Origin of the sequence: Citrobacter sp. RHBSTW-01013 (genome assembly GCF_013781985.1) — a bacterium.
Lineage (GTDB): Bacteria > Pseudomonadota > Gammaproteobacteria > Enterobacterales > Enterobacteriaceae > Citrobacter > Citrobacter braakii.
In genome coordinates this window covers 3,575,751-3,600,357 of the sequence record NZ_CP056185.1, presented here as the reverse complement: position 1 = coordinate 3,600,357, position 24,607 = coordinate 3,575,751, and the positions used below count along the sequence as shown (strand labels likewise).

Annotated in this window: 25 protein-coding genes; 10 read left to right on the top strand and 15 right to left on the bottom strand. The window is 52.3% G+C overall.

Annotation, left to right across the window (positions count from 1 at the left end; translation table 11 throughout):
- Nucleotides 1-10 precede the first annotated feature (10 nt).
- The 5 genes from HV350_RS17430 to HV350_RS17410 all read left to right on the top strand — a co-directional run bounded on the left by HV350_RS17430 (nucleotide 11) and on the right by HV350_RS17410 (nucleotide 4,590).
- On the top strand, nucleotides 11-868 hold the full coding sequence (locus tag HV350_RS17430; RefSeq protein WP_016152199.1) for an isochorismatase: 858 nt from the start codon (nucleotides 11-13) through the stop codon (nucleotides 866-868).
- Nucleotides 868-1,623, top strand: a complete 756-nt coding sequence (gene entA, locus HV350_RS17425) for a 2,3-dihydro-2,3-dihydroxybenzoate dehydrogenase EntA (protein ID WP_016155947.1) — start codon at nucleotides 868-870, stop codon at nucleotides 1,621-1,623. Before HV350_RS17430 ends, entA begins: the two co-directional genes overlap by 1 nt.
- 2 nt (nucleotides 1,624-1,625) lie before the next feature.
- Nucleotides 1,626-2,039: a proofreading thioesterase EntH gene (entH, locus tag HV350_RS17420; protein ID WP_029139447.1), complete on the top strand. Its 414-nt coding sequence runs from the start codon at nucleotides 1,626-1,628 to the stop codon at nucleotides 2,037-2,039.
- Nucleotides 2,040-2,223: 184 nt separating this feature from the next.
- On the top strand, nucleotides 2,224-4,329 hold the full coding sequence (gene cstA, locus HV350_RS17415) for a pyruvate/proton symporter CstA (protein ID WP_016152202.1): 2,106 nt from the start codon (nucleotides 2,224-2,226) through the stop codon (nucleotides 4,327-4,329).
- Between the two features lie 63 nt (nucleotides 4,330-4,392).
- The gene (locus tag HV350_RS17410) at nucleotides 4,393-4,590 is read left to right on the top strand and encodes a YbdD/YjiX family protein (RefSeq protein WP_019076244.1); all 198 of its coding nucleotides are present in this window, start codon (nucleotides 4,393-4,395) and stop codon (nucleotides 4,588-4,590) included.
- 104 nt (nucleotides 4,591-4,694) lie between these two features.
- Here the strand turns inward: HV350_RS17410 and HV350_RS17405 are convergent, their stop codons facing one another.
- Nucleotides 4,695-5,783, bottom strand: coding sequence for an oxidoreductase (locus HV350_RS17405; protein WP_016155948.1), 1,089 nt, complete (start codon nucleotides 5,781-5,783; stop codon nucleotides 4,695-4,697).
- Between the two features lie 132 nt (nucleotides 5,784-5,915).
- Here HV350_RS17405 and HV350_RS17400 point away from each other — a divergent pair, with 132 nt between their 5' ends.
- A complete protein-coding gene (locus HV350_RS17400; protein WP_047415119.1) occupies nucleotides 5,916-7,076 on the top strand; it encodes a pyridoxal phosphate-dependent aminotransferase in 1,161 nt (386 codons plus the stop codon).
- On the opposite strand, the gene HV350_RS17395 is transcribed toward HV350_RS17400, so the two are convergent.
- The 4 genes from HV350_RS17395 to dsbG all read right to left on the bottom strand — a co-directional run bounded on the left by HV350_RS17395 (nucleotide 7,077) and on the right by dsbG (nucleotide 10,923).
- Nucleotides 7,077-7,694 (bottom strand): ParB/RepB/Spo0J family partition protein, encoded by a 618-nt coding sequence (locus HV350_RS17395; protein WP_181629012.1) that lies wholly within the window; start codon nucleotides 7,692-7,694, stop codon nucleotides 7,077-7,079.
- Nucleotides 7,679-8,902: a phosphoadenosine phosphosulfate reductase gene (locus HV350_RS17390; protein WP_181629010.1), complete on the bottom strand. Its 1,224-nt coding sequence runs from the start codon at nucleotides 8,900-8,902 to the stop codon at nucleotides 7,679-7,681. The genes HV350_RS17395 and HV350_RS17390 overlap by 16 nt, the downstream gene beginning before the upstream one ends.
- 149 nt (nucleotides 8,903-9,051) lie before the next feature.
- Nucleotides 9,052-9,972 carry a LysR family transcriptional regulator gene (locus HV350_RS17385; RefSeq protein WP_181629009.1) on the bottom strand — a complete coding sequence of 307 codons (921 nt, stop codon included), beginning with the start codon at nucleotides 9,970-9,972 and terminating at the stop codon, nucleotides 9,052-9,054.
- A gap of 204 nt (nucleotides 9,973-10,176) precedes the next feature.
- Nucleotides 10,177-10,923 carry a thiol:disulfide interchange protein DsbG gene (dsbG, locus tag HV350_RS17380; protein ID WP_016155953.1) on the bottom strand — a complete coding sequence of 249 codons (747 nt, stop codon included), beginning with the start codon at nucleotides 10,921-10,923 and terminating at the stop codon, nucleotides 10,177-10,179.
- Nucleotides 10,924-11,297: 374 nt separating this feature from the next.
- Between dsbG and ahpC the strand changes: the two genes are divergently transcribed.
- Both ahpC and ahpF read left to right on the top strand, forming a co-directional pair.
- A complete protein-coding gene (gene ahpC, locus HV350_RS17375) occupies nucleotides 11,298-11,861 on the top strand; it encodes an alkyl hydroperoxide reductase subunit C (protein WP_004859485.1) in 564 nt (187 codons plus the stop codon).
- A 154-nt stretch (nucleotides 11,862-12,015) separates the two neighbouring features.
- Complete coding sequence (gene ahpF / locus HV350_RS17370; protein WP_181629007.1) at nucleotides 12,016-13,581, top strand: alkyl hydroperoxide reductase subunit F; 1,566 nt, start codon at nucleotides 12,016-12,018, stop codon at nucleotides 13,579-13,581.
- A gap of 250 nt (nucleotides 13,582-13,831) precedes the next feature.
- On the opposite strand, the gene uspG is transcribed toward ahpF, so the two are convergent.
- A complete protein-coding gene (uspG, locus tag HV350_RS17365; protein WP_016152215.1) occupies nucleotides 13,832-14,260 on the bottom strand; it encodes a universal stress protein UspG in 429 nt (142 codons plus the stop codon).
- A gap of 187 nt (nucleotides 14,261-14,447) precedes the next feature.
- On the bottom strand, nucleotides 14,448-14,858 hold the full coding sequence (gene rnk, locus HV350_RS17360) for a nucleoside diphosphate kinase regulator (RefSeq protein WP_005120853.1): 411 nt from the start codon (nucleotides 14,856-14,858) through the stop codon (nucleotides 14,448-14,450).
- A gap of 275 nt (nucleotides 14,859-15,133) precedes the next feature.
- On the opposite strand from rnk, the gene HV350_RS17355 reads away from it, so the two are divergent.
- Together HV350_RS17355 and HV350_RS17350 are read left to right on the top strand one after the other, a co-directional pair.
- Entirely contained in the window at nucleotides 15,134-15,964 is an 831-nt protein-coding gene (locus HV350_RS17355) for an alpha/beta hydrolase (protein WP_181629006.1), read from the top strand.
- A 96-nt stretch (nucleotides 15,965-16,060) separates the two neighbouring features.
- Nucleotides 16,061-16,684: a flavin reductase family protein gene (locus HV350_RS17350; RefSeq protein WP_016155958.1), complete on the top strand. Its 624-nt coding sequence runs from the start codon at nucleotides 16,061-16,063 to the stop codon at nucleotides 16,682-16,684.
- 41 nt (nucleotides 16,685-16,725) lie between these two features.
- Here HV350_RS17350 and rna read toward each other — a convergent pair whose 3' ends face one another.
- From rna to citC, 8 genes are all read right to left on the bottom strand, one after another.
- Nucleotides 16,726-17,532 carry a ribonuclease I gene (rna, locus tag HV350_RS17345; RefSeq protein WP_181629004.1) on the bottom strand — a complete coding sequence of 269 codons (807 nt, stop codon included), beginning with the start codon at nucleotides 17,530-17,532 and terminating at the stop codon, nucleotides 16,726-16,728.
- A 110-nt stretch (nucleotides 17,533-17,642) separates the two neighbouring features.
- Nucleotides 17,643-19,106 (bottom strand): citrate/succinate antiporter CitT, encoded by a 1,464-nt coding sequence (gene citT / locus HV350_RS17340; protein WP_016152219.1) that lies wholly within the window; start codon nucleotides 19,104-19,106, stop codon nucleotides 17,643-17,645.
- A 25-nt stretch (nucleotides 19,107-19,131) separates the two neighbouring features.
- Nucleotides 19,132-20,037 (bottom strand): triphosphoribosyl-dephospho-CoA synthase CitG, encoded by a 906-nt coding sequence (citG, locus tag HV350_RS17335; protein WP_181629003.1) that lies wholly within the window; start codon nucleotides 20,035-20,037, stop codon nucleotides 19,132-19,134.
- Nucleotides 20,006-20,560, bottom strand: a complete 555-nt coding sequence (citX, locus tag HV350_RS17330; RefSeq protein ID WP_181629001.1) for a citrate lyase holo-[acyl-carrier protein] synthase — start codon at nucleotides 20,558-20,560, stop codon at nucleotides 20,006-20,008. Before citX ends, citG begins: the two co-directional genes overlap by 32 nt.
- 3 nt (nucleotides 20,561-20,563) lie before the next feature.
- A complete protein-coding gene (gene citF, locus HV350_RS17325; RefSeq protein WP_181628999.1) occupies nucleotides 20,564-22,096 on the bottom strand; it encodes a citrate lyase subunit alpha in 1,533 nt (510 codons plus the stop codon).
- A gap of 9 nt (nucleotides 22,097-22,105) precedes the next feature.
- The gene (locus HV350_RS17320) at nucleotides 22,106-23,014 is read right to left on the bottom strand and encodes an aldolase/citrate lyase family protein (RefSeq protein WP_053388581.1); all 909 of its coding nucleotides are present in this window, start codon (nucleotides 23,012-23,014) and stop codon (nucleotides 22,106-22,108) included.
- Entirely contained in the window at nucleotides 23,011-23,307 is a 297-nt protein-coding gene (citD, locus tag HV350_RS17315; RefSeq protein WP_003831276.1) for a citrate lyase acyl carrier protein, read from the bottom strand. Before citD ends, HV350_RS17320 begins: the two co-directional genes overlap by 4 nt.
- Nucleotides 23,304-24,380, bottom strand: coding sequence for a [citrate (pro-3S)-lyase] ligase (gene citC / locus HV350_RS17310; protein WP_016152224.1), 1,077 nt, complete (start codon nucleotides 24,378-24,380; stop codon nucleotides 23,304-23,306). Before citC ends, citD begins: the two co-directional genes overlap by 4 nt.
- Nucleotides 24,381-24,607 lie beyond the last annotated feature (227 nt).

Here is a 24,607-nt window from a genome sequence, read left to right as displayed (position 1 = left end):
AGAATAAGAGATGGCAATTCCTAAACTGCAGGCTTATGCGCTACCCACGGCGCTTGATGTTCCGGTGAACAAAGTGGACTGGGCGTTTGACCCCGAACGCGCCGCGCTGCTGATCCACGACATGCAGGACTATTTTATCGGCTTTTGGGGCGATAACTGCCCGATGATGGAGCAGGTCGTCGCTAACATCGCCGCACTGCGTCAGTACTGCAAAGAGCATAACATTCCGGTGTATTACACCGCTCAGCCGAAAGAACAGAGTGATGAAGACCGCGCTCTGCTCAATGATATGTGGGGACCGGGACTGACGCGTTCACCGGAACAGCAGAAAATCGTAGAGGCGCTGGCGCCGGATGAAGCGGATACCATTCTGGTGAAATGGCGTTACAGCGCATTTCATCGCTCCCCGCTGGAACAGATGCTTAAGGAGACCGGACGTAATCAACTGATCATTACCGGCGTGTATGCGCATATTGGCTGTATGACCACCGCAACGGACGCCTTTATGCGCGACATCAAGCCGTTTATGGTTGCCGATGCGTTGGCAGACTTTAGCCGTGACGAACATCTGATGTCGCTGAAATACGTGGCGGGACGCTCCGGGCGTGTGGTGATGACTCAGGAATTATTACCGACGCCGGTACCGGCCAGCAAAGATGCGTTACGCAGCATTATTCTGCCGCTGCTGGATGAGTCCGAAGAGCCGATGGATGACGAAAACCTGATCGACTACGGACTGGATTCCGTGCGCATGATGGCGCTGGCGGCGCGCTGGCGTAAGGTTCATGGCGATATTGACTTCGTGATGCTGGCGAAAAACCCGACCATTGACGCCTGGTGGACGCTGCTCTCTCGCGAGGTGAAGTAATGTCTGGATTTGACTTCGCAGGGAAAACCGTCTGGGTAACCGGCGCGGGAAAAGGGATTGGCTACACCACGGCGCTGGCGTTTGTGAAAGCGGGTGCTGAGGTGACAGGATTCGATCGTGAATTTTCTCAGAATAACTACCCGTTTGCCACCGAAGTGCTGGATGTGGCGAATGCTGAACAGGTGGCTGAGGTGTGTCAGCGCGTCCTGCAAACGCGCGAGCGGTTGGATGTGTTGGTCAATGCGGCGGGTATTTTGCGTATGGGGGCCACCGATGCGCTGAGTATTGAGGAGTGGCAGCAGACGTTTGCGGTTAACGTTGGTGGGGCGTTCAATCTGTTTCAACAGACGATGGCGCAGTTTCGTCGCCAGCAGGGCGGGGCAATCGTGACCGTCGCGTCGGATGCGGCGCACACGCCGCGTATCGGTATGAGCGCATACGGTGCGTCAAAAGCCGCGCTGAAAAACCTGGCACTGACCGTCGGACTTGAACTGGCAGGCAGCGGTGTGCGTTGCAATGTGGTTTCGCCAGGCTCGACCGACACCGACATGCAGCGTACGTTGTGGGTCAGCGATGACGCGGAGCAACAGCGCATTCGTGGGTTTGGCGAGCAGTTTAAGCTCGGCATTCCACTGGGGAAAATCGCGCGTCCACAGGAAATCGCTAACACGATTTTATTCCTCGCTTCCGATCTGGCGAGCCACATTACGCTTCAGGATATCGTGGTGGACGGCGGCTCCACGCTGGGGGCATGACGATGATCTGGAAACGTCATTTAACGCTGGATGAACTGAATGCCACCAGTCAGAACACGATGGTGGCGCATTTAGGCATGGTCTATACCCGACTGGGGGATGATGTGCTGGAAGCAGAAATGCCGGTGGATAGCAGGACGCATCAGCCGTTTGGTCTGCTGCACGGCGGCGCGTCGGCGGCCCTGGCGGAAACATTGGGTTCGATGGCGGGTTATCTGATGACTCGCGACGGACAGTGTGTGGTGGGTACGGAACTGAACGCCACGCACCATCGGGCGGTTGCGCAGGGGAAAGTGCGCGGCGTTTGCCAGCCGCTGCACCTCGGGCGTCAGAGTCAAAGCTGGGAAATCGTCATATTTGATGAGCAGGGACGACGCTGTTGCACCTGTCGTTTAGGCACTGCGGTGATGGGGTGAGTCGCCCGACAAAGTAAAATGAAATTGCAGGGTTAACGGCTAAATGAAGTGATCCAGTTAACAATGCAATGTAAATACTCAGTGATACTTCGGGTTTACATGGTTGTCAGGTTGTTAAATTCAGAAAAGATGTTATAGAAACAAAATGTAACATCTCTCTGACCAGGACAACGGAAAACCAAGTATGAATAAATCAGGGAAGTACCTCGTCTGGACAGTGCTCTCCGTTATGGGAGCATTTGCCCTCGGCTATATCGCATTAAATCGTGGCGAACAGATCAACGCGTTGTGGATAGTCGTGGCGTCGGTCTGTGTCTACCTTATCGCTTACCGTTTCTACGGCCTGTACATCGCGAAAAATGTACTGGCGCTGGACCCGACGCGTATGACGCCTGCCGTGCGTCATAACGATGGTCTGGACTATGTTCCTACCGATAAAAAAGTGCTGTTTGGCCACCATTTCGCGGCGATTGCTGGAGCGGGTCCATTAGTTGGACCGGTGCTGGCGGCGCAAATGGGCTATCTGCCGGGTATGATCTGGCTGCTTGCCGGGGTAGTACTGGCGGGGGCGGTGCAGGACTTTATGGTGCTGTTTGTTTCTACCCGTCGCGATGGGCGTTCCCTTGGCGAACTGGTGAAAGAAGAGATGGGCCCAACGGCGGGCGTCATTGCGCTGGTGGCCTGTTTTATGATCATGGTGATTATCCTCGCGGTACTGGCGATGATCGTCGTGAAAGCGCTGACCCACAGCCCGTGGGGAACCTACACCGTCGCCTTTACTATCCCGCTGGCGATCTTCATGGGGATTTACCTGCGTTATCTGCGCCCGGGCCGCATTGGTGAAGTGTCGGTCATCGGTCTGGTATTCCTGGTGTTTGCTATTATTTCCGGCGGCTGGGTGGCTGAAAGCCCGACCTGGGCACCGTACTTTGACTTTACCGGCGTACAGTTGACCTGGATGCTGGTGGGATACGGCTTTGTCGCCGCCGTACTGCCGGTGTGGCTGCTGCTGGCACCGCGTGATTATCTCTCTACCTTCCTGAAAATTGGTACCATTGTTGGTCTGGCGGTAGGGATTCTGATCATGCGTCCGACGCTGACCATGCCTGCGCTGACCAAGTTTGTTGACGGTACAGGCCCGGTCTGGAGCGGTAACCTGTTCCCGTTCCTGTTTATTACCATCGCCTGCGGTGCGGTCTCTGGTTTCCACGCGCTGATTGCCTCCGGCACCACGCCGAAGATGCTGGCGAATGAAGGTCAGGCCTGTTTTATTGGCTACGGCGGGATGCTGATGGAATCCTTTGTCGCCATTATGGCGCTGGTGGCGGCCTGCGTTATCGACCCGGGCGTCTACTTTGCGATGAACAGCCCGATGGCTGTACTGGCACCTGCCGGAACCACCGATGTGGTTGCGTCAGCGGCACAGGTTGTGAGCAGTTGGGGCTTTGTTATCACGCCTGATACGCTGCATCAGATTGCGAACGATGTCGGCGAACAATCCATTATTTCCCGCGCAGGCGGTGCGCCGACGCTGGCGGTGGGCATGGCGTATATTCTGCATGGTGCGCTGGGCGGCATGATGGATGTGGCGTTCTGGTATCACTTCGCCATTCTGTTTGAAGCCCTGTTTATTCTGACGGCGGTAGACGCCGGTACGCGCGCCGCACGCTTTATGCTGCAGGATCTGCTGGGCGTGGTGTCACCGGGTCTGAAACGTACTGATTCCCTGCCTGCGAACCTGCTGGCAACGGCGCTGTGCGTGCTGGCCTGGGGTTACTTCTTGCACCAGGGCGTGGTGGATCCATTGGGTGGTATTAATACCCTGTGGCCACTGTTTGGTATCGCCAACCAAATGCTGGCCGGTATGGCGTTGATGCTTTGCGCGGTGGTGCTGTTCAAGATGAAACGTCAGCGCTACGCGTGGGTGGCGCTGGTGCCAACGGCCTGGCTGCTGATTTGTACCCTGACCGCCGGCTGGCAGAAAGCGTTTAGCCCGGATGCGAAAATTGGCTTCCTCGCCATCGCTAACAAGTTCCAGGCGATGATCGACAGCGGTAATATTCCGGCGCAGTACACTCAGTCGCAGCTGACGCAGTTGGTGTTTAACAACCGCCTGGATGCGGGTCTCACTATCTTCTTCATGGTAGTCGTTGTGGTGCTGGGTCTGTTCTCCATCAAAACTGCACTGGCAGCACTGAAAGAGGACAAACCTACGTCGAAAGAAACGCCATACGAACCGATGCCTGAGAATGTCGAAGAGATCGTGGCGCAGGCGAAAGGCGCACACTAATATTCTCTTAACCAACGAGCCCTCTCCTGAATGGGGAGGGCGTTTGTTCGACAGGGAACCACTATGTTTGAAACGCTCTCTAAAGCCGGGAAGTATTTGGGTCAAACCGCCCGATTAATGATAGGTGTGCCGGATTACGACAACTATGTTGAGCATATGCGCGTCACGCATCCGGACCTGACGCCAATGACCTACGAAGAATTTTTCCGCGAACGCCAGGATGCGCGCTACGGGGGGAAAGGCGGCGCACGCTGCTGTTAATGTTCTTCATCATTCAAGCTGCAGGCGTGTTCACCCTGGTCACTTATCTTTGTAAGCTCCAGGGGTTTCGCTGCGTTGCCGCCATCAGGCATCCCACACCATAATCACACCGTAAACGATTCTACTTTTTCGAACGCTGCGCGCAGCGTCTGTGGCGTTAACGTTACCGGCAGCGCATGAATGGACTCCACCGGGCGCAGGGTGTGCGCAATCACGTTGTCGATTTCGGCGCGGTTGTTGATGTCCACGTCCAGTTGAGCCAACCGGGTTGGCAGGTTGAAGCGCTGATAGGCGGTAATTAACTGCGCCAGCACATCATCTTGTCCCAGCAGCGCGCTCTGCACCAGTATGCCGTACGCCACTTTGGTGCCATGCAAAAACTTCTCGGTCTGCGGGAGCACGGTCAGGCCATTATGTACCGAATGCGCTGCCGCCACGCGGGTGTAGCGCTCACCCAGACCGCCGACCATGCCGCCTCCGGCAATAATTGCATCCACTACATCGCAAAATGTGCGGCTCAACGTGCCTTGTTGCTTATCGACCAGCGCCTGCTCGCTGCTTTCCAACAGGACGTCGCGGATCGTCTGCGCAGCATGGATACCCAGACGTACGGTCAGAGGTAGGTTTTCCGGCTCAGGCGCGAGCACGACGGCCTCGTACCATTTCGCCAGCGTGTCGCCGATCCCCGCCAGTAAGTATTCTTCAGGCGCATTGAGAACGATCTCTGGCTCGACCAGCACGAGGAAATTGGCGTCAGCGAAAATTTCGAAATGCAGCGCCTGGCCTGCATCGTTGTACCAGACGGAGAGCGGTGTCCATGCGGCGCAGGTCGCTGCGATAGTAGGGATACCGACAAAAGGCAGACCCAGACGACGAGCCAGCGCTTTGGCCGTGTCGAGCAATGTCCCGCCGCCCACACCAATCACCACGCTGCGATTCTCTCCTGACTCTTTTGCCAGTTGAGTAACATCGGTTTCGCTGCAATGTCCCGTAAACAGCAGGTGCCTGGCATCGGCAAGATGAAATGCCTCAGGCAGATAAGGGCGGGCCGCGTCGATGGCGCGTTCACCGTAAACCCAGACGGCGCGTGAGAGTTGCTCTGCGGTGAAAAAATCGTTGAGTCTTGACAGGCTGCCGGGATGGGAAAAATAGTTGGCCGGGCCGGTGACGACGCGAATCTCGGTATTACTCATGTTGTGTTGTCCTTTTGGCTGTCCTGTCAATGCAGGTTATTTTTATATAGACGTCTGAACGTCTTGATTGCCAAATACTAGCATCGTGCTATAGTGGCTTCAACCACAACTTCACATGCTGGGATAACAATAATGAGTAATAACCCGCTGATTCCGCAAAGCAAACTGCCTAATCTTGGCACCACTATCTTCACGCAAATGAGCGCGCTGGCGCAGCAGCATCAGGCCATTAATCTTTCGCAGGGATTTCCTGATTTTGACGGCCCACTTTTTTTGCAGGAACGTCTGGCGTATCACGTCGCGCATGGCGCAAACCAGTATGCGCCGATGACGGGCGTACAGCCGTTGCGCGAAGCCATTGCGGATAAAACCGCGCAGTTGTACGGCTACAAACCTGATGCGAATAGTGAAGTGACCGTGACGGCGGGGGCCACAGAAGCGCTGTTCGCCGCTATTACGGCGCTGGTGCGTCCTGGCGATGAGGTGATTTGTTTTGACCCGAGCTACGACAGCTATGCGCCCGCGGTCGAATTATCCGGCGGCGTAGTTAAACGTATCGCGCTGCAACCGCCGTCTTTTCGCGTCGACTGGCAGGAATTTAGCGCTGTACTCAGCGAACGTACCCGACTGGTGATCCTTAACACGCCGCACAACCCTTCCGCCACCGTATGGCATCACGCCGATTTTGATGCCCTGTGGCAGGCAATTAAAGAACGCGAGATCTTTGTCATCAGCGACGAAGTTTATGAGCACATTTGCTTCGCCGGACAAGGACATGCCAGCGTGCTGGCGCATTCACAACTGCGCGAACGCGCCGTTGCCGTTTCATCGTTTGGGAAGACCTACCATATGACCGGCTGGAAAGTCGGCTACTGCGTTGCGCCTGCCGCCATTAGCGCTGAATTACGCAAGGTACACCAGTATCTGACGTTCTCAGTTAATACGCCGGCTCAGTTGGCGCTGGCGGATATGCTGCGGGAGGATCCAACACACTATCGTGAGTTGCCAGCCTTTTATCAGAAAAAACGCGATGTGTTGGTGAACGCGCTGCGTGACAGCCGACTGGAAATTTTGCCGTGTGAAGGCACCTATTTTCTGCTGGTCGATTACAGTGCCGTCTCCACGCTTAACGACGTTGAGTTTTGCCAGTGGCTGACCAAAGAAGTGGGTGTTGCCGCGATCCCGTTGTCGGTTTTCTGCGCCGATCCTTTCCCGCATAAGCTGATTCGCCTATGTTTTGCCAAGCAAGAATCGACGCTGCTGGCGGCAGCCGAACGTCTGGTTGCGCTGTAGTTATTTTACTGTCCAGGCTTTGGAGAAGCGACGGTCGGCAAATAACTCTTGCAGACCGTTAATTTGTTTCAGACGTAAAACTTCATCGTCGTCCATACCTAACTCTTTACTGATTTTCTCTTCGCTCCATCCCAGTAGCGATAATTCACGAACGAATTCCGACATGGCATGAATTTTATGCCGCCCACGGGCACGGTTATGACGAATTGTCGCTGCCATGCGTTCATGGCGTTCACGCTGTAAACAGGTGACCGGCAGGTAGCCATGCAGGCGTGATTTCAGCGACGGTTTGCTTTTTCCTAGCTCATGACGGTGGAAACCATCGACAATTTCGTACTCTTCCGCCGTGGAGTGAACCACCACGATGGGCTGCGTGAATCCGTCTGCTTCGAGGGATTTCTGCAGCAGTTTTTTCTCCGGAGGCGCAACGTTATTGGGGTTATAGTCATTGGGTGAGATATGCTCATTTTTAATCCATAGTACACAATCTACTGGCTCTTCGCGAAAAGGGCTGACGCTGTGGATAGCCATTCTGAATTGGTTGATTGCTTCAATTCGCTCTTCTTCTGACAGCCCAGAAAGAAAACCAGTGAGTTCTTGAGTTAGTCGGTGTTGCATAAGATTCCCCATTGCTGGCGTTTTATTTTCATGCGTTCATTATAACGTTGGTAGTTTTTGGGTTTTGTGGGGCTGAATGACAGCGCCCGGCACCAGTAGTCGTTATTCAGCAGGACTTTACAGATACGCCGCCACGACGGAATATCCGCTGAGCCAATATCTTTTTCCTGAGTTTGCGGGATATTGTCCATGCCCTTTTTCTTATACCACTGCAAATAGATGGCGATTTTATTGCGATAATGCTCAGCGGTCGTTTCCGGCATGCTATTGAGTAGCAGCATGGCGTATTCCTGCCAGTTTAAATGTTCGGGTTTTAATATTTTGCGGTGCCCGTAAAAATGGTTGTCCTGACCGGCATAAATTCCGCCACTTTTTACACCGCTGACACGGGCACACATGGCTGCCCAGCGCTCGGGTTCAATGACGTGATATAGCCATAATCCCTGACGCTGTTCCGGGCCAAAAGGTTCACAAATACGCATGTAACGTGTTGGGACACCGGCCTGATACATGAGATTGTATAAGGGATTGCACGACATTCTGGTTTTTGCGAACCAGGTCCAGATATCGGCAGTTTTCCAGTCATAAATCGGATAAATATACCAGGTATGCCCGCCGGGGGCGCTGGTGGTCCAGGGTTTATCATCGGCAAAGCGCTGCTTTTGCGAATTGGCAATGGCGACAAAACGATTATATGACTCATCGGCGCGGATCCCGACCATCATGCCGGCTGGACGTTTCTCTGAATACCAGTCAGCGAACTCGCGAACAAATTGTTCAAAGGTCATGCCGGGTTGATAGAAGGAGAAATACTCTGGATCGGTTATGGCATCCGTGGGAGGCTGGCGAACCCACGGAGCACCTGTTTCCCAACACTGCCATTCTGGCTGAAATTGAGAGAGGGAATTCTGGGTGGTGAGCGGTAAAGCCACCCAATAAAAGCGCTTGATGACATCGGAATAACGTGCACGAAGCGCCTCAACATAATCAATAGTGCAGGAAAACTGGGCTTCCCAGTCGATAAATAGTACATCAATTTTTTTATGCAGTTGGCGTGCAAGCATAGCTGTCAGATGTAACATCAGTCCTGAATCTTTCCCGCCGGAGAAAGAGACACAAACCCGAGGCAGAGTTTCCAGCGCCCAGGTTATGCGCTCCAGAGCGGCGTCCAGCACGTTTTGATCAAGCGGGATTTTATAAATAGACATATTAAACTCATATCAAAATTATTATTTAAAACAATAACAAATGCTGACAATAAGATATGCTAATTTTTTCCAGGTGCAACGTTTTAATACATTCATGTTTATTTTGAATTACTCCCATTCATAAATATTTAAAATGAATAGGTAAAGTTCTACTTGGTAGTTCTTTGATCATGTTTATCATTTATTTTATTAATTAAATTAACGAAGCCAGTATTGTTGAGTGATGCTCTGTTATACATCAAAAATAAATTTATTTTGGGTAAGGGGATATCGATACAGATCTCTTTTAAATTAAATGAGCCGGTATATTGTTCGTAAACATCTCTTGGTAACAGACCTATGATATCTGTGTTTGAAATAATATTAATGATCGTTATTAATGAGTCGCTGCGGAAACCAATATCTCGATTAGCCAGCAAGGCGCTGGTTTTTTGCCAGTATTCTTTAACGCCAGGATCTTCAGAAATAAGTTGCGTGAACTGTTCTTTTAATATTGTTTCAAGCGTGCTTTCTCCATTAATTCTTGGATGGTTTTTGTTGCAAACTAATATTGTTTCAGCAGTTTTAAATGGTGAGCATATTATCGAGCGATTACTCACTGGGGCGGTAGCAATGACTAAATCTGCTTTTCTGTAAGCCAACAGATTTTCCGTACTTTCAGCAGTGATGAGTATGTTATGGTGCTCAATTTCGACATGCGAGTCTTCTCTGAGAAAATGAATAACTTCCTCAATGTTTATAATGGTTGGCAGTTGTGGACAGTAAATAATGAATTTTTTCTTCAGACTGGAGTTATTCATGATGTTTATTGTCTGCTCCAGACTGTTGAGGTTTTTCTCAAGATGATGATGGAGGTTAATCCCCATAATCGTTGGCGTTAGGCCTTTTCCGGAGCGGATAAACAGCGGGTCATTAAATTGTGTGCGTAGCCGTTGCAGTGACTGGCTAACGGCAGAGGGGGTAATATACAAAGTTTCAGCAGCTTTAGTGATACTCAAATGTTGATAAATACACTCAAAGATAACCAACAGATTGAGATCGAACTTTTTGAGGTCATAGAGGTTAGCCATGCATACCTTCCTGTGATGGTCATGTTTTGAAAGATTTAATTTTGAAATATTTTAAGTTGTGATTATTCTTGTGATTTATGTTTGTGTGCTTAATGAATTATTAATTTAAACTAAAATAGCACATATTGCATAATTTTGACCAAAAAAGTTAATTTAAATGAGTGATTGACATGAAAATGATAACAATCACTCATTTTGTTACTTTTATTTATTACCCATGATAATGTTTAATTTCTCCTTATCCGGCAAGCCGACTTCCTGTTGTAACGTATCGTCTTTACTCATGTAATAGATAGCCGGCGTGACGTTGGCGCCTAAATCATCCATCAACTTTTGATTGATATTCAATACCTTCATCTGCTCCGGTGAAATGGAGGTCGGGATTTCTAGCTTCATATTCCCACCAGATGCCTCATAGTCATGCCAGGTCTTGGCCGGATCTTTTGCGGCCAGAATCGCAGCGGCGGTAGCCGGGCTTTCGGGTTTAATTACGCCAACCAGTATTGTGCGCAACTGAACTTTACCTGAGTCTACCCACGGGCGAGCCTTTTGCCAGAACTGTTTGCAATAGGGACAGAAGGGATCGGCAAACACATAGACAATGACTGGAGCCTCTTTTTTCCCGTCCAGAATCCAGGATGTTTTTTCCATTCGCTGCCACATTTCGCGTCCGGCAGGGGCGTAGATCTCTTTTTCTATCAGCGTATTACTGAGGTTTTCACCTTTTTCGTTATACATATAACCGGAAATGGCGTGTTTGCCGTCAGGCGTAACATAGATAGTAACGCCCATATCCTGGTATTTTCCCAGGTAGCCCTTCATTCCACCCGGCGCGTCGAAGGGTTTGAGAATAGTAATGCCCTGTTTCTCAATAGCTTTAACGGGGGCAGGAAGTTCTTCGGCGTGCACCACGGCAGGAAGCAGGGTTAAGAGTAAGGTACGTTTAAACATTGATTTTCCTTATAAAATCAGAAGGAAAGGGGGCTAAGTTGCAAAACCTATCGCAGCCATAGGTAAGATCGACCGTCTGTCGATTGCCCTTTCTTGAGTGGGGTGATGTAATCCCAATCGCTGTTACGACCTTTGTTAAGGTAATGTAGAGCGCAACACATAGCCAGCCCTGCTGGCACTGACGTTACCTGCGGGTAGCTCGGGTAATGAGGCTCCCTGCAAAGGGGGCCTTTTTTACTTTTATCTTTAGGTTCACAACATGAGTTTGAGTGGGTTGTTAGTTAACGCTTATTGATTTGATAAAGGAAACGCATTAGCCCTGCGAAGAGATTTTCGTTAACTTATCTCTCAACGAAAACACGGAGGAAGTACAGATGTCTTTGATTAATACCAAAATTAAACCTTTCAAAAACCAGGCGTTCAAAAACGGTGAGTTCATCGAAGTAACCGAGAAAGATACCGAAGGTCGCTGGAGCGTCTTCTTCTTCTACCCGGCTGACTTTACTTTCGTTTGCCCGACCGAGCTGGGTGATGTGGCTGACCACTACGAAGAACTGCAGAAACTGGGCGTAGATGTCTATTCCGTATCTACTGACACCCACTTCACCCACAAAGCATGGCACAGCAGCTCTGACACCATCGCGAAAATCAAATACGCGATGATCGGCGACCCGACTGGCGCCCTGACCCGTAACTTCGACAACATGCGTGAAGATGAAGGTCTGGCTGACCGCGCAACCTTCGTTGTAGACCCGCAGGGTATCATCCAGGCAATCGAAGTTACCGCTGAAGGTATCGGCCGTGATGCGTCTGACCTGCTGCGTAAAATTAAAGCCGCACAGTACGTTGCCTCTCACCCAGGTGAAGTTTGCCCGGCGAAATGGAAAGAAGGCGAAGCGACCCTGGCTCCATCCTTAGATCTGGTCGGTAAGATTTAAGTCGCATAATTTGTAGGCCGGATAAACGCAGTGCATCCGGCCATTCCACAGGCGCAGTTTGCGCCTGTTTCATTCCAGCACCATGACGCAAGTTGCATTAATGCAGTCCCGCAAAGTCGGCTTGCATGATGATGTTTTCAGAGAGGGAAGAAGAATGCTCGACACAAATATGAAAACCCAGCTCAAGGCTTATCTTGAGAAACTGACCAAACCTGTTGAGCTGATTGCTACGCTGGATGACAGCGCTAAATCGGCAGAAATCAAGGAACTGCTGACTGAAATTGCTGAACTGTCAGAAAAAGTCACCTTTAAAGAAGACAATACTCTGGCGGTACGCAAGCCATCGTTCCTGATCACCAATCCAGGTTCTCACCAGGGGCCGCGCTTTGCCGGTTCTCCGCTGGGCCATGAGTTTACCTCCCTGGTGCTGGCGCTGCTGTGGACCGGTGGTCATCCGTCAAAAGAGGCGCAGGCGTTGCTGGAGCAGATCCGCGATCTCGACGGTGATTTTGAGTTTGAAACCTATTATTCGCTTTCCTGTCATAACTGTCCGGACGTGGTACAGGCGCTGAACCTGATGTCGGTACTGAATCCACGCATCAAGCATACGGCGATTGATGGCGGTACATTCCAGAACGAAATTACCGATCGCAACGTGATGGGCGTTCCGGCGGTGTATATGAACGGCAAAGAGTTCGGTCAGGGGCGTATGACGCTGACTGAGATCGTGGCGAAAGTAGATAGCGGCGCAGAAAAACGTGCGGCACAAGAGCTGAACAAACGTGATGCTTATGACGTGCTGATTGTCGGTTCCGGTCCTGCGGGGGCGGCAGCGGCAGTGTACTCTGCACGTAAAGGTATTCGCACCGGTCTGATGGGCGAACGTTTTGGCGGTCAGGTTCTTGATACCGTTGATATTGAAAACTACATCTCGGTACCGAAAACCGAAGGCCAGAAACTGGCGGGCGCGCTGAAAGCACACGTTGATGACTATGATGTTGATGTGATCGACAGCCAGAGCGCAAGTAAACTGGTTCCGGCGGCACAGGAAGGCGGTTTGCATCAGATTGAAACGGCATCCGGCGCGGTGCTCAAAGCACGCAGCATTATCATTGCCACCGGTGCGAAATGGCGCAACATGAACGTTCCGGGCGAAGATCAGTATCGCACCAAAGGCGTAACCTACTGCCCGCACTGCGATGGCCCGCTGTTTAAAGGCAAGCGCGTTGCAGTGATTGGTGGCGGCAACTCCGGTGTTGAAGCTGCTATTGACCTGGCAGGCATTGTTGAACATGTGACGCTGCTGGAGTTCGCACCTGAAATGAAGGCTGACCAGGTGCTGCAGAATAAGCTTCGCAGTCTGAAAAACGTCGATATTATTCTGAATGCACAAACGACAGAAGTGAAAGGCGATGGCAGCAAAGTCACCGGCCTGGAGTATCGCGACCGCGTGAGTGGCGACGTTCACAGTGTGGAACTGGCGGGTATCTTTGTACAGATAGGTCTGCTGCCAAACACCAACTGGCTGGAAGGTGCCGTCGAGCGTAATCGCATGGGTGAAATCATCATCGATGCCAAATGCGAAACCAGCGTGAAGGGGGTTTTCGCCGCTGGTGACTGCACCAACGTACCGTATAAGCAGATCATCATCGCGACCGGTGAAGGCGCGAAGGCCTCATTGAGTTCGTTTGATTATCTGATTCGCACGACAGTAGCATAAAAAAAGTAAGACTCACCTGCAATGCCAAAACCGTCAGCCATCCGCTGGCGGTTTTTTATTTCCACGCTTTCAGATTGTCAATTCTTGAAACAATAAACCGCGTAACACATTCATTTAATGAGTCTGATCATTAGTTTCATCAAAGAAAGATGAGGCGTTTTCTTTATTATATCAACCTGCATTACGTTTTCATGGTCACCCCTGTCAGGCGTTAACCTGGCAGGGGTTTTCTTTAGCAAATTAGAGGCTATTAACGTACAACCAGCACTGGCAGAGTAGCGTGGCGAACAACGCTGGAAGCGTTTGAGCCGAGCAGATGAGTGCTGATTGATGGGTTGCGCGATCCAATGACGACCACATCCGCATTCAACTCTTCACCTAACTCGTTGACGACGTCACGTACGCTGCCAAAGCGGACGTGTTGTTTAATACGGGAAGGATCAATGCTGAAGTGACCGACCATCGTTTGCAGACGAGTTTCCGCTTCGTGTTGTAGATGCTCTTCAAAACGACGGACATCGGCTGCAAAGCGGTGCAGGCTTAAGCTTGCTGAGCCTGGCAGCACATGCAGCAGATGAATAACCCCGTTTTCCTGTGCCAGAAATTCTGCATGGCGAATAGCCTTGTCGCTCAGTTCCATTTCGAATACATCAACAGGCATTATGATTGTGTTGTACATAAACATTCTCCTTGTCATTACATGAACACATATCAGCATAGTATTAAAAATGATTCTGTCAGTCACGACACAGATTTATGTTTTGCGAACAGGAGATAAGGTGAGAGTCAGGAGCAGAGGACTAACCGGAAAGAGGATGCGGATGCATCCCCTGTAAGATAAAGCGAGTGGCTTTGATAAGACAGAGTTAGCGCAGGTAGTCGCCCGCAGCTTCAGGTTGGTACTCAAGCTCAATGACTTCGAGGTGTGTTGAGGTCCCGCCTGGTAGTTCCCAGTGAATGGTGTCGCCAACGCGCAGGCCCAGAAGTGCAGCGCCAACAGGTGCCATTACCGAAAGCTGTGTGCTGCTGTCAGTCATATTGGCCGGATACACCAGGGTACGCACACGGACTTCGCCATCACTCAGATTGCGGAATTTCACGCGGCTGTTCATGGTCACGACATCGTGCGGCATGGTTTCTGGTGAACACATTTGGGCACGATCCAGCTCGGCGTTCAGGGCGTCGGCAATCGGTAAACCAGCAAACGCAGGTTGCTCCAACAGGCGGTCAATGCGTTCCGCATCGAGGTCGTTAATGATGATAGTTGGTCTGGACATTTGTTACTCCATGTCGTCGATACTGCGGGTGCGCAGGTAAATAATCCCAAAAGAAAACCCTCACCGTCAGGCGGCAAGGGTTTAGCTTTTATGATGATACTGAGACTTACCCCTGGTTTGAAGTGATTTAGTTCACATTCAGGCAAATCATCAATATTGTTGCGTATGGTGTGATTTTAGCCGAAAAACGCGATCGTTCTCCAATTTGCATTATGCTTTTTAAGCGCTCGCTGCGGGCGCGTCAAACAACTCAGTGTTCCGCGACAGGAGATCTCATGAGCCAGTACGACAAACTTACCTTGAAAGACGGCAGCTATTTGCATTTTAAAGATTGGGGAAGTGGACAGCCTATCGTCTTTAGCCATGGCTGGCCGCTGACGGCAGATGCGTTTGAGGATCAGATGCTGTTCCTCGGGTCGAAAGGATTTCGGGTGATCGCCCATGACAGGCGCGGGCATGGGCGTTCAGCCCAACCCTGGGATGGTCACAATATGGATCAGTATGCTGACGATCTGGCTGAACTTACCTCGCATCTCAATCTTAAAGATGCCGTACATGTCGGACACTCTACCGGGGGCGGGGAAGTGGCGAGGTACATTGGTCGCCATGGAACGCAGCGGGTAGCCAAAGCGGTGTTAATCGGCGCGGTGACGCCCATAATGATCAAGACCGACTTTAACCCAAATGGTGTGCCGAAAGAGGTGTTTGATGGCATCCGTGAGGGAGTGATAAACGATCGCGCTGCCTTCTTCTATGAACTGACCGCTGCATTCTATGGCTACAACCGCCCGGGCGTAAATGCGTCGAAAGCCGTTCGTGAAAGCTTTGTTGAACAGGGCTTACAAGGTTCCATCAAAGCGTTGTACGACTGTATTCACGCGTTTTCAGAAACTGACCTGCGTGAGGATCTCAAAAAGATGACTATCCCGACGCTGGTGATCCATGGTGATGACGATCAGATTGTCCCGTTTGAAACCTGCGGAAAGGTTGCGGCGGAAATACTGCCTGACGCGCAGTTGAAGGTGTATGTTGGCGGTTCGCATGGCATTTGCACTACCCATAAACAACAGATCAACGGCGATCTGCTCAACTTTATTCAATCGTAATCTTTAGCGGATTGTTCTACGCTGATCTTCTTTTTCCAGGGAGATGAGCGAAGCATAATTTGTGCTGCGCTGATGTTAACTTCAACAGAGAACGCTATGTATTTCTATCAACCATCACAAGGACACGGCTTACCGCATGACCCGCTGAATGCCATCATTGGACCGCGCCCTATTGGCTGGATTGCCTCCCGCGACAGCGACGGTCGGCATAACCTTGCACCGTACAGTTTCTTTAACTGCTTTAATTATCACCCGCCGATTATTGGTTTCGCCAGCAGCGGCTGGAAAGACAGCGTGCAGAATATTATCGACACCGGTGAGTTTGTCTGGAATCTGACGACTCTTGAGTTGGCCAGTGCAATGAACGAAACGTCAGCCAGCTTGCCTCACGGCGAGGATGAGTTTTTTGCCGCCGGGCTTAGTAAGGCAGATAGTCGGATAGTCAGCGTGCCGCGGGTGGCGCAAAGCCCGGTCAATTTTGAGTGTCGCTTATCGCAAAGTCTGCAACTGACCACCGCTGATGGTTCGCCTGTTGAAACCTGGCTGGTGCTGGGAGAAGTGGTGGGCATTCATATTGATGAAACGCTACTGGAAGGCGGCATCTACCAGACGGCGAAAGCAAAACCGGTACTGCGTGCGGGCGGGCCAACGGCGTATTATTCGATCAGTGAAACACACCGCTTTGATTTAGTTCGCCCGGATGCCCGTTCAAAACGCTAACCATATGGACCGACGCCAGCTTGCCGCGCCGGTCGTTATTTTCAGTATCCCACTTTGTCGATAATAAACTGTTTACCGCAGTTACCCGGATGCGGTTGCGGTAAGAATGACTGTGCGGATAACGTCTGGTTAATGGTGTCGGCTTTCAGGGTCAACTGGATTTCTGTGAGATAGGCCGGATTGCCGTGGCAGCTTAGCTTCACGGCTTTGACGTTCTCTCTGCCCCAGCTTTTAGCGACGGCGGCGTCAAATGCGCTGCGGCTGACGGTTTTGCCGTAGTTTTCCGCGAGGAATTTGCCAGCCTCGCTGTTCTTAACCTCATTATTCATCCGTACCATCGTGCCGAAGTATGCGTCGGGATCAAAACCGAAACAGGCGCCATGTTTGGCATATTCGTAACGTTCCAGGCAGGATCTCCCGCCGGCACCGGGCATTACGGCACTGAGTTTTGCCGCGCTTTCCAGCGACAGGCCCGTTTCGGGAGCCGCGCATTTACGGCTGGCGCGGGCTTCAGGCAGGTTGGGAATAGGGCGAGTCGCGCAGCCAAAGCGCATCCAGCGGCGGTTGTCTACTCCACGGGCGGCGATGGATTTTGGCAGGCTGGGCCATAAACCGTGAACGGTCAGGAAATCTGCTTTGTCCGCGCTCTCTTTTTGCAGACGACATTCGTCGGGCTCTTGACGATTTCTCTCGTGTTGGCTCTGACAAAATCCGGTTTGCCAGGAGAGGGCCAGCACGTAGCTGTCAAAATCAGCGTACTGTTTTGCCTGAAGTTCATCGGCCTGAGCCGCAGAAACTGGGAGCAGAAGTGCTGCCAGCAGCGAAGAATAACGCCATGTTGATGTCATGATGATTTCGGATACTTATATAAATTCTGAATATCATCTATTTAATCATAAAAAATGCCAGTCAGGTTTAGCTGACTGGCATCATTTTCATCAGGCGGGAACCCGAATGATTAGCTCCACATTGCCAGAATCGGCCAGCCGACCAGCAGAAGCATAGAGATGTAGATAACGCCGAAGATAGCACCCAGACGCCAGTAGTCTTTGGACTTCACATAACCGCAGCCGTAGATAATAACGCCAGGGCCAGTTGCATACGGAGTCAGACAGCCCATGATACCGATGGACAGTACCAGCAGGATACACAGGTGTTCCATCGGAACGCCCGGGATTCCTTTGCCGACGGCCAGAATAACCGGCAGCATGGTGGCGGTGTGTGCGGAAAGGCTGGCAAACAGGTAGTGAGCAAAATAGAACACCAGCACCAGAACGATCACGGTCGCGTTAGGCGAGAAGCCTTCCAGGTGCGAGCTCATCGTGTTGGCGAACCAGTCGATGAAGCCTGAACGGGTTAAACCATTCGCCATAACGACCAGCGTGGCGAGATTAACCAGGGTGTTCCATGCGCTGTTATAACGGGTGATGTCTTTCCACGGGACAACGTGCAGCGCCAGCATCAGCGAGACTGCCAGCAGACCCACAGCGGTCGCATCAATCAGTTTACCGCCAAAGACCCACAGACCCAGGCTGAGCAGAACCAGACCGATCAGGGTCAGCTCTTTACGCGTCAGTTTACCCATGGTTTTCAGTTCATCACCAGCCCACGCGGCAACTTCAGCACTGTGAGTAACTTCTGGCTTGTAAAGAACATAGGACAGCCACGGAGCAACGATCAGCAAAATAATACCAACCGGCAGGAAGCTGAGGAACCATTGCAACCAGCTGATTTGAATACCGGCAATTTTATTGACGAATTCCAGACCCAGCACGTTAGGTGCAGCACCGGTAACGAACATAGAGGAGCTCAGGCTGGTACTGATTACCATCATCCACATCAGATATCCGCCGATACGGCGCGCGGACGGATCGTTCGGGAATGATTTAAACAGCGGCGGCAGGTTTTTGATAACCGGGAATACGGTACCACCGGTTCGCGCGGTGTTGGACGGTGTAAACGGTGCCAGCAGAATGTCGATGATGACAATCGCGTAGCCCAGCGTCAGGGTGCGCTTACCCATGAATTTTACCAGGAACAGCGCGATACGACGACCCAGACCTGTGACTTCATAGCCCAGCGCGAAGATAAACGCGCCAAACACCAACCACACGGTAGTGCTGGAGAAGCCTGCCAGACCCCATTTCAGCGCTTGCTTACCCGCTTTAAACGCCGGGTCGGCCAGCTCTGAAGCATCAAACAGCAGATAGTTGCTGCCGATGACACAGATCGTTACGGCGATAAAGCTTATCGCTGTTGCCGGGATTGGCTCCAGGATCATCCCGACAATCATTGCCACGAAAACGGCAAAATAGTGCCAGGCCTGCGGGGGCATTCCATCAGGGACAGGGATAAGAAACATGACGCCCATTACGACCAATGGGGCCAGTAATTTCCATATTTTATCTTTTGCTAAAGACATGTGTGTGATTCTCCGGAAAGGATCTTTAATTGTGATAATGATGAACTTGTGAAATCTGAGCTAAGAACCAGGTGACGATCAGCAGATCGGCGCAGCCTCCTGGGCTGAGGTTGCGTTCAATACACTGTTGGTCGAACTGGCGCAGGTATTCGAGATCGGCAGGGGTGCGAATCCCCCCTTGCTGCAATAGAGCGGTGGCCTGCTGCTGTAGCCAGCGCAGACCTTCTGCGCCGCCACGTGAAGCCACGTTGGTGTCGCCATTGATAGACATCAGCAGCAATAACGTGTCGAGTAGCGCCAGTTCAGGATCGCGGCCCTGAGCCAGCAGTGCGCGGTAGTGCGGCAGGGCATGCTGGATGACTAGCGGGTATCCCGCTTCGGCTTCGCCCCGTGCGCCGGTTAATCCCAGTTGCTGATAAAGACGTTGGCCAGCCGTGAGTTGTTGATTGTTCTGGCGCAGTTCGCGCTCGGTCAGGCCACGGCAAAATGTTGCTGCCGTTGAGCAAAGGGTTTCAGCGGTAACAGTCAGTTGGAGCTGGTGCAGGCGGCCAATGGCGGCACACAGCAGCCCCAGTGAAAAGATGCTCCCTTTATGGGTGTTTACCCCCTCGGTGGCGCGAAACATATCGGCTTCGCAGGCCATGCCCAGTGGGCGCAGTCCTTTCAACACATCTTCGGGCGACAGCTGTGCGCTAAACGCCCCATATTCAATAAAACGCGGCAGCCAGGCCTGAATTGCCTCAGCGCTGCGATGAAAATCTTCCAGCGCCATATCTTTATGTGCGCCGTTGTTAATACGATCCACCAGACCCGGTTTGGGCGACAGGTTGACTTCAGTCAACATGGCCCGCCACGCAAGCGTTGCGTAAGCGTCAGGCAGATCCAGAGGAAGGACTGCGTTATTGGTTGATGTTGCGGGAATCGGCATCATGCAGCAGAGCCTCCATCTGAGAGAGTAAGTCGGAAAGCGCGTGGGTTTTACCCCGCGCGCATTCGGCAGCGCTTTGCTCGCACAGCAGACAGCGGCGGGCAGGGAGTGCGAAATGACGCCGGGACAGAATTTCCCCTTCAGGGGTCAGGACATCGATGTCCCATAACCGTCCCAGCGGATGTGAATTCTCAAGTTCAATCGTGGCGAGCTTGAGATCGTGGGCCGGGGCCTCAATAGACAAAAGACCTTCCGGACCGCTGGCAGAAACCAGCGCCGTTTGCTCCCTGACAATCCAGGTGGATTTTTCCGCCAGCGCGAGCAGGGCGGCTACGCCGTGATTAAAGATGCGACGGGTTAATGCGCTGTCTTTAATCGGACCCGGTGCGACCACGGTAAACGAGACCAGTGGCGCGTGATGACGCGTCAGCCAGGCATGTTGCCTTGCTTGTCTCTCATCCCGGCTGGCGAGCAGCTCGGGAATCGAAACCGCGTGTTGGGTGGCGTGTTCAGGGAGCAGGCGCATGGCTTATTCCTTCACCTGATGCACAACGTCAATCACCGAGCCATCGCGGTAACGCACAACGGCAATCACGCGGTCGGTGAATTCGATAGCGCGTGGCTGACCGGTGAGCTGCTGTGCACGTTCGCGCAGCCATTCAATGGACACCATTTTCATACCGGCTTCTTTCAGACGTTCAGCCAGTTCCGGACGCGCAGGGTTAACGGCGATACCGTGGTCAGTGACCAGGATGTCTACGCTGGAGCCCGGGGTTACGCAGGTCAGGACGTTATCAACCAGCGTCGGGATGCGTCCGCGAACCAGCGGAGCGACAATGATGGAAAGCGCAGCGGCAACCGCAGTATCGCAGTGACCGCCGGATGCGCCGCGCAGTACGCCGTCAGAACCGGTCAGTACGTTAACGTTGAAGCTGGTATCAACTTCCAGCGCACTCAGCACCACGACGTCCAGACGATCGACGGAGGCGCCTTTTGAGCCCCAGTTGGCATACTGGTTGGCACTGATCTCAATGTGGTTTGGATTGCGGGCCAGCGACTCAGCCGCGTTACGGTCAAAGCTCTGTACGTCCAGCAGTTTGCGAATCAGGCCTTTTTCGTGCAGGTCAACGATGGTAGCGGTGATGCCGCCCAGCGCGAAGTCAGCACGGATATCGCGGCTGCGCATCTTGTCTTCCAGGAAACGAGTAACGGCCAGAGAAGCGCCGCCGGTTCCTGTCTGCAGTGAGAAGCCTTCATTGAAGTAACCGGAGTTAGCAATGACGTCTGCCGCGCTACGGGCGATTAACAGTTCACGCGGGTTGGTGGTCATGCGTGTCGCATCAGCACCGATTTTGTCCGCATCGCCGACCTGATCGATCTGTACAATCAGATCCACTTGATCCTGCGTAATGCTGGCCGGGTTATGCGGATAGGTCAGCAGCTGTTCAGTCAGCAGGACAACCTGTTTTGCATTTTCGGCATCGACGCGGGCATAGCCCAGTGAACCACAGCACGCTTTACCGGTATAGCCGTTAGCGTTACCAAACTGGTCACAGGACGGTACGCCGAGGAACGCCACATCAATGCTGAGTTCGCCACTTTGCACCAAGTGTACACGGCCGCCATGGGAGTGGACCTGCACAGGCTCGGCCAGCAGGCCACGCGAGATCTCTTCCGCCAGCGGGCCACGCAGCCCGGAGGTGTAAATACGGCTGACCACGCCCTGACGGATGTGCTCAACCAGCGGAGCATGGCAGTCGCTCAGGGAGCTGGAGGCCAGCGTCAGATTTTTAAAGCCCATTCTGGCGATGGCGTCCATCACCAGGTTAATCGTCAGATCGCCACCGCGAAAAGCGTGGTGGAAAGAGATGGTCATGCCATCCTGTAAACCTGAACGACGAATGGCGTCTTCCAGGTTAGCGCACAGCTTTTTGTCGCGCGGTTTTTGCGCCTGTAATTCTACTTTTGCGGTGCTCTGATAAGCGGAAAGCTCACTTTCTGCATGACGGCTCCAGGTCGCCACGCGATCCTGGCGTTGAGACTGTTCGATTTTCTGCGTCATTTTTTTGCCTTATTCTTCGCGAATGCCGGAAAGTTCTGCACGGGAGATAACCAGAAGGGCGCGCTCGATAACCGGGCTGTCGACCATTTTGCCGTTCAGGGAAACTACGCCACGGCCTTCGCGAGCGGCGGCTTCAGCGGCTTCCACGACCAGGCGCGCGTGAGCCAGCTCTTTGCGTGTCGGGGCGTACAGGTTGTGCAGGAGCTCGATCTGGCGCGGGTTGATGAGCGACTTACCGTCAAAACCCAGTTGCTTGATGTGTGCGGCTTCATGCAGGAAACCCGCTTCGTTGTTGGCATCGGAATAAACGGTGTCGAACGCCTGAATGCCGGCAGAGCGTGCCGCCTGCAAAATAGAGCAGCGGGCAAACAGCAGTTCAGTCCCTTCCGGAGAGCGCTCAGTGCGCAGGTTACGCACATAATCTTCCGCACCCAGTGCAATACCGATCAGGCGCTCGGAAGCGTGGGCAATTTCTACCGCACGGGTAATGCCTAACGGCGATTCGATGGCAGCTAACAGACCGGTACTGCCGGGCTCACGGCCACAGGCTTTCTCGATACGCAGGATTTCGCTTTCGATGTCGATGACGTCCTGCGCGGTATCGGTCTTCGGTAAACGCACGATGTCAGCGCCGCCGCGTACCACGGCTTCGAGATCGTTAATGCCCCATTCGGAGTCGAGGGCGTTTACGCGCACGATAGTTTCAACGTCGTGATACAGCGGATGCTGCAGCGCGTGGTACACCATACGGCGAGCAGTATCTTTCTCGCGCAGCGCGACGGAGTCTTCCAGGTCGAACATCAGCGCATCTGCCGGATAGATGAACGAGTTGCTGACCATGGCGGCATTGGCGCCCGGTACGAACAGCATGCTGCGGCGGGTACGGGTTTTACGTTGCTGCAAAGATTCACTAATCACTGGCAATCCTCCCATGGCAGTGCAGGAATACCGCCAGCGCGGGCCAGTAGTGCTTCCAGTCGCGCACGTAAAATGCAGTCCAGTGCGCCTTTATCATCAACATTTAATTGCACGCCGCGTACGTTGTAGCGGGACAGAACGTCCAGAATGGTGGCCCGGATGGCATCACCGAACTGCTTTTCGACGCTACTGTTAACCTGCAGGTCAATATCCTGCGAATCGAGTGGGGCGATGCGAATCATCACATCACCGGACTCGAGTGTGCCTGCGACGGCTGCCTGGTTTATTTTCATTTTTCACCTGTTGCTAATGCGGGGGTATTTTGGCGGACTGCCGCACCCGATGAGGCCCGCTCAACCATGCTTTGCAGATAGTGCAGCGTGGCGTCAGGGACCAGGGATGCGATAGCCGTGAGATCTTTTTTAACCAGCAGCTTGCGCACCCAGGAGGCAGAAATCGGCATCTCCTGGAAGCACAGCCGCTCAATTTCCACCAGTTCAATCGGTGGGGCGGGAAGCGTTGGGGTCTCCAGCCAGTAGCGCATATCGTTGTTGTACTGGGAGGTGACGGTGCAATACGGCTCGGTACCGACGAAGCGGTGCGTGACGCCGAGAGCCGGGGCCAGATACTGGCGGAAGATTTTCAGGTCTATTTCGGTATAGCAGTGGTTAATAACGCTCTGCTCTTTGATGAAGTAGCACGGGAATGTGGCGCGGGAAATGATGTATTCCGAACCGCGATGAACGGTTAAACGTGGAATGTCTTTTGTCCCTTTAAGCACCAGATCCAGTCGGTCTTCATACGGAAAACGCGAGGTATCTTCTTTCACCAAAAACAGATGCAGCCAGTCACATTGCGCGGCTGCTTGTTGGATCAGAAAACGATGTCCGTTGGTGAAGGGGTTGGCATTCATGACGATACAACCAATTTTTTTCCCTTCATGGCGCTGTTTCGCCAGTGATTCAGCGTAGCGTTTCAGACGTGTGGTGCTGTTTTCCATCAGCACCATAATGCCGGGAACGCTGGTCAGCGTAGAAAAACCGCACTGCTTAAACAGCGACTCGTACTCGGTTTTGGTATAGATGAAGAGGTGCGTACAGTGGCGCTCATAGGCGAGGTTGATTAACTCGGTCGCCAGCGTCAGCGCTAAGCCTTCACCCCTTACGGATTCGCAGATGGCGACGCACTTTATGATATTGCCGGCAATGCCACCGCAGGCAATCAGGCGGTCATCGCGGGTGACGGTGATAAATACTTCGACAGTTGTATCAACGCTCAAATCATTCTCTTTCAGAAATTGCGCGATAGCCGCCATCTTTTTATTTTCTGAGCGTTTAACTTGCGTGAATATATTATTACCGAACATAGTGAATAGAGCCCCGATGCTATATTTGTTACTGGGTTTCTGTTTTTGTTGCTCTGTTTAGCAACCTGATAACTTCTTGTTTGCAATTGAAGGGAATGTTTTTTTATTACGGAGTATTTCTTTTTTTCCCTGCTGCATACATCGTAAGGAGTATTTTGGAGGTAATTTTTGATTTATTTCACAATAAGTTAGAAGGTTTTAATGTGTTTTATGGTTTTAAGTTTTTT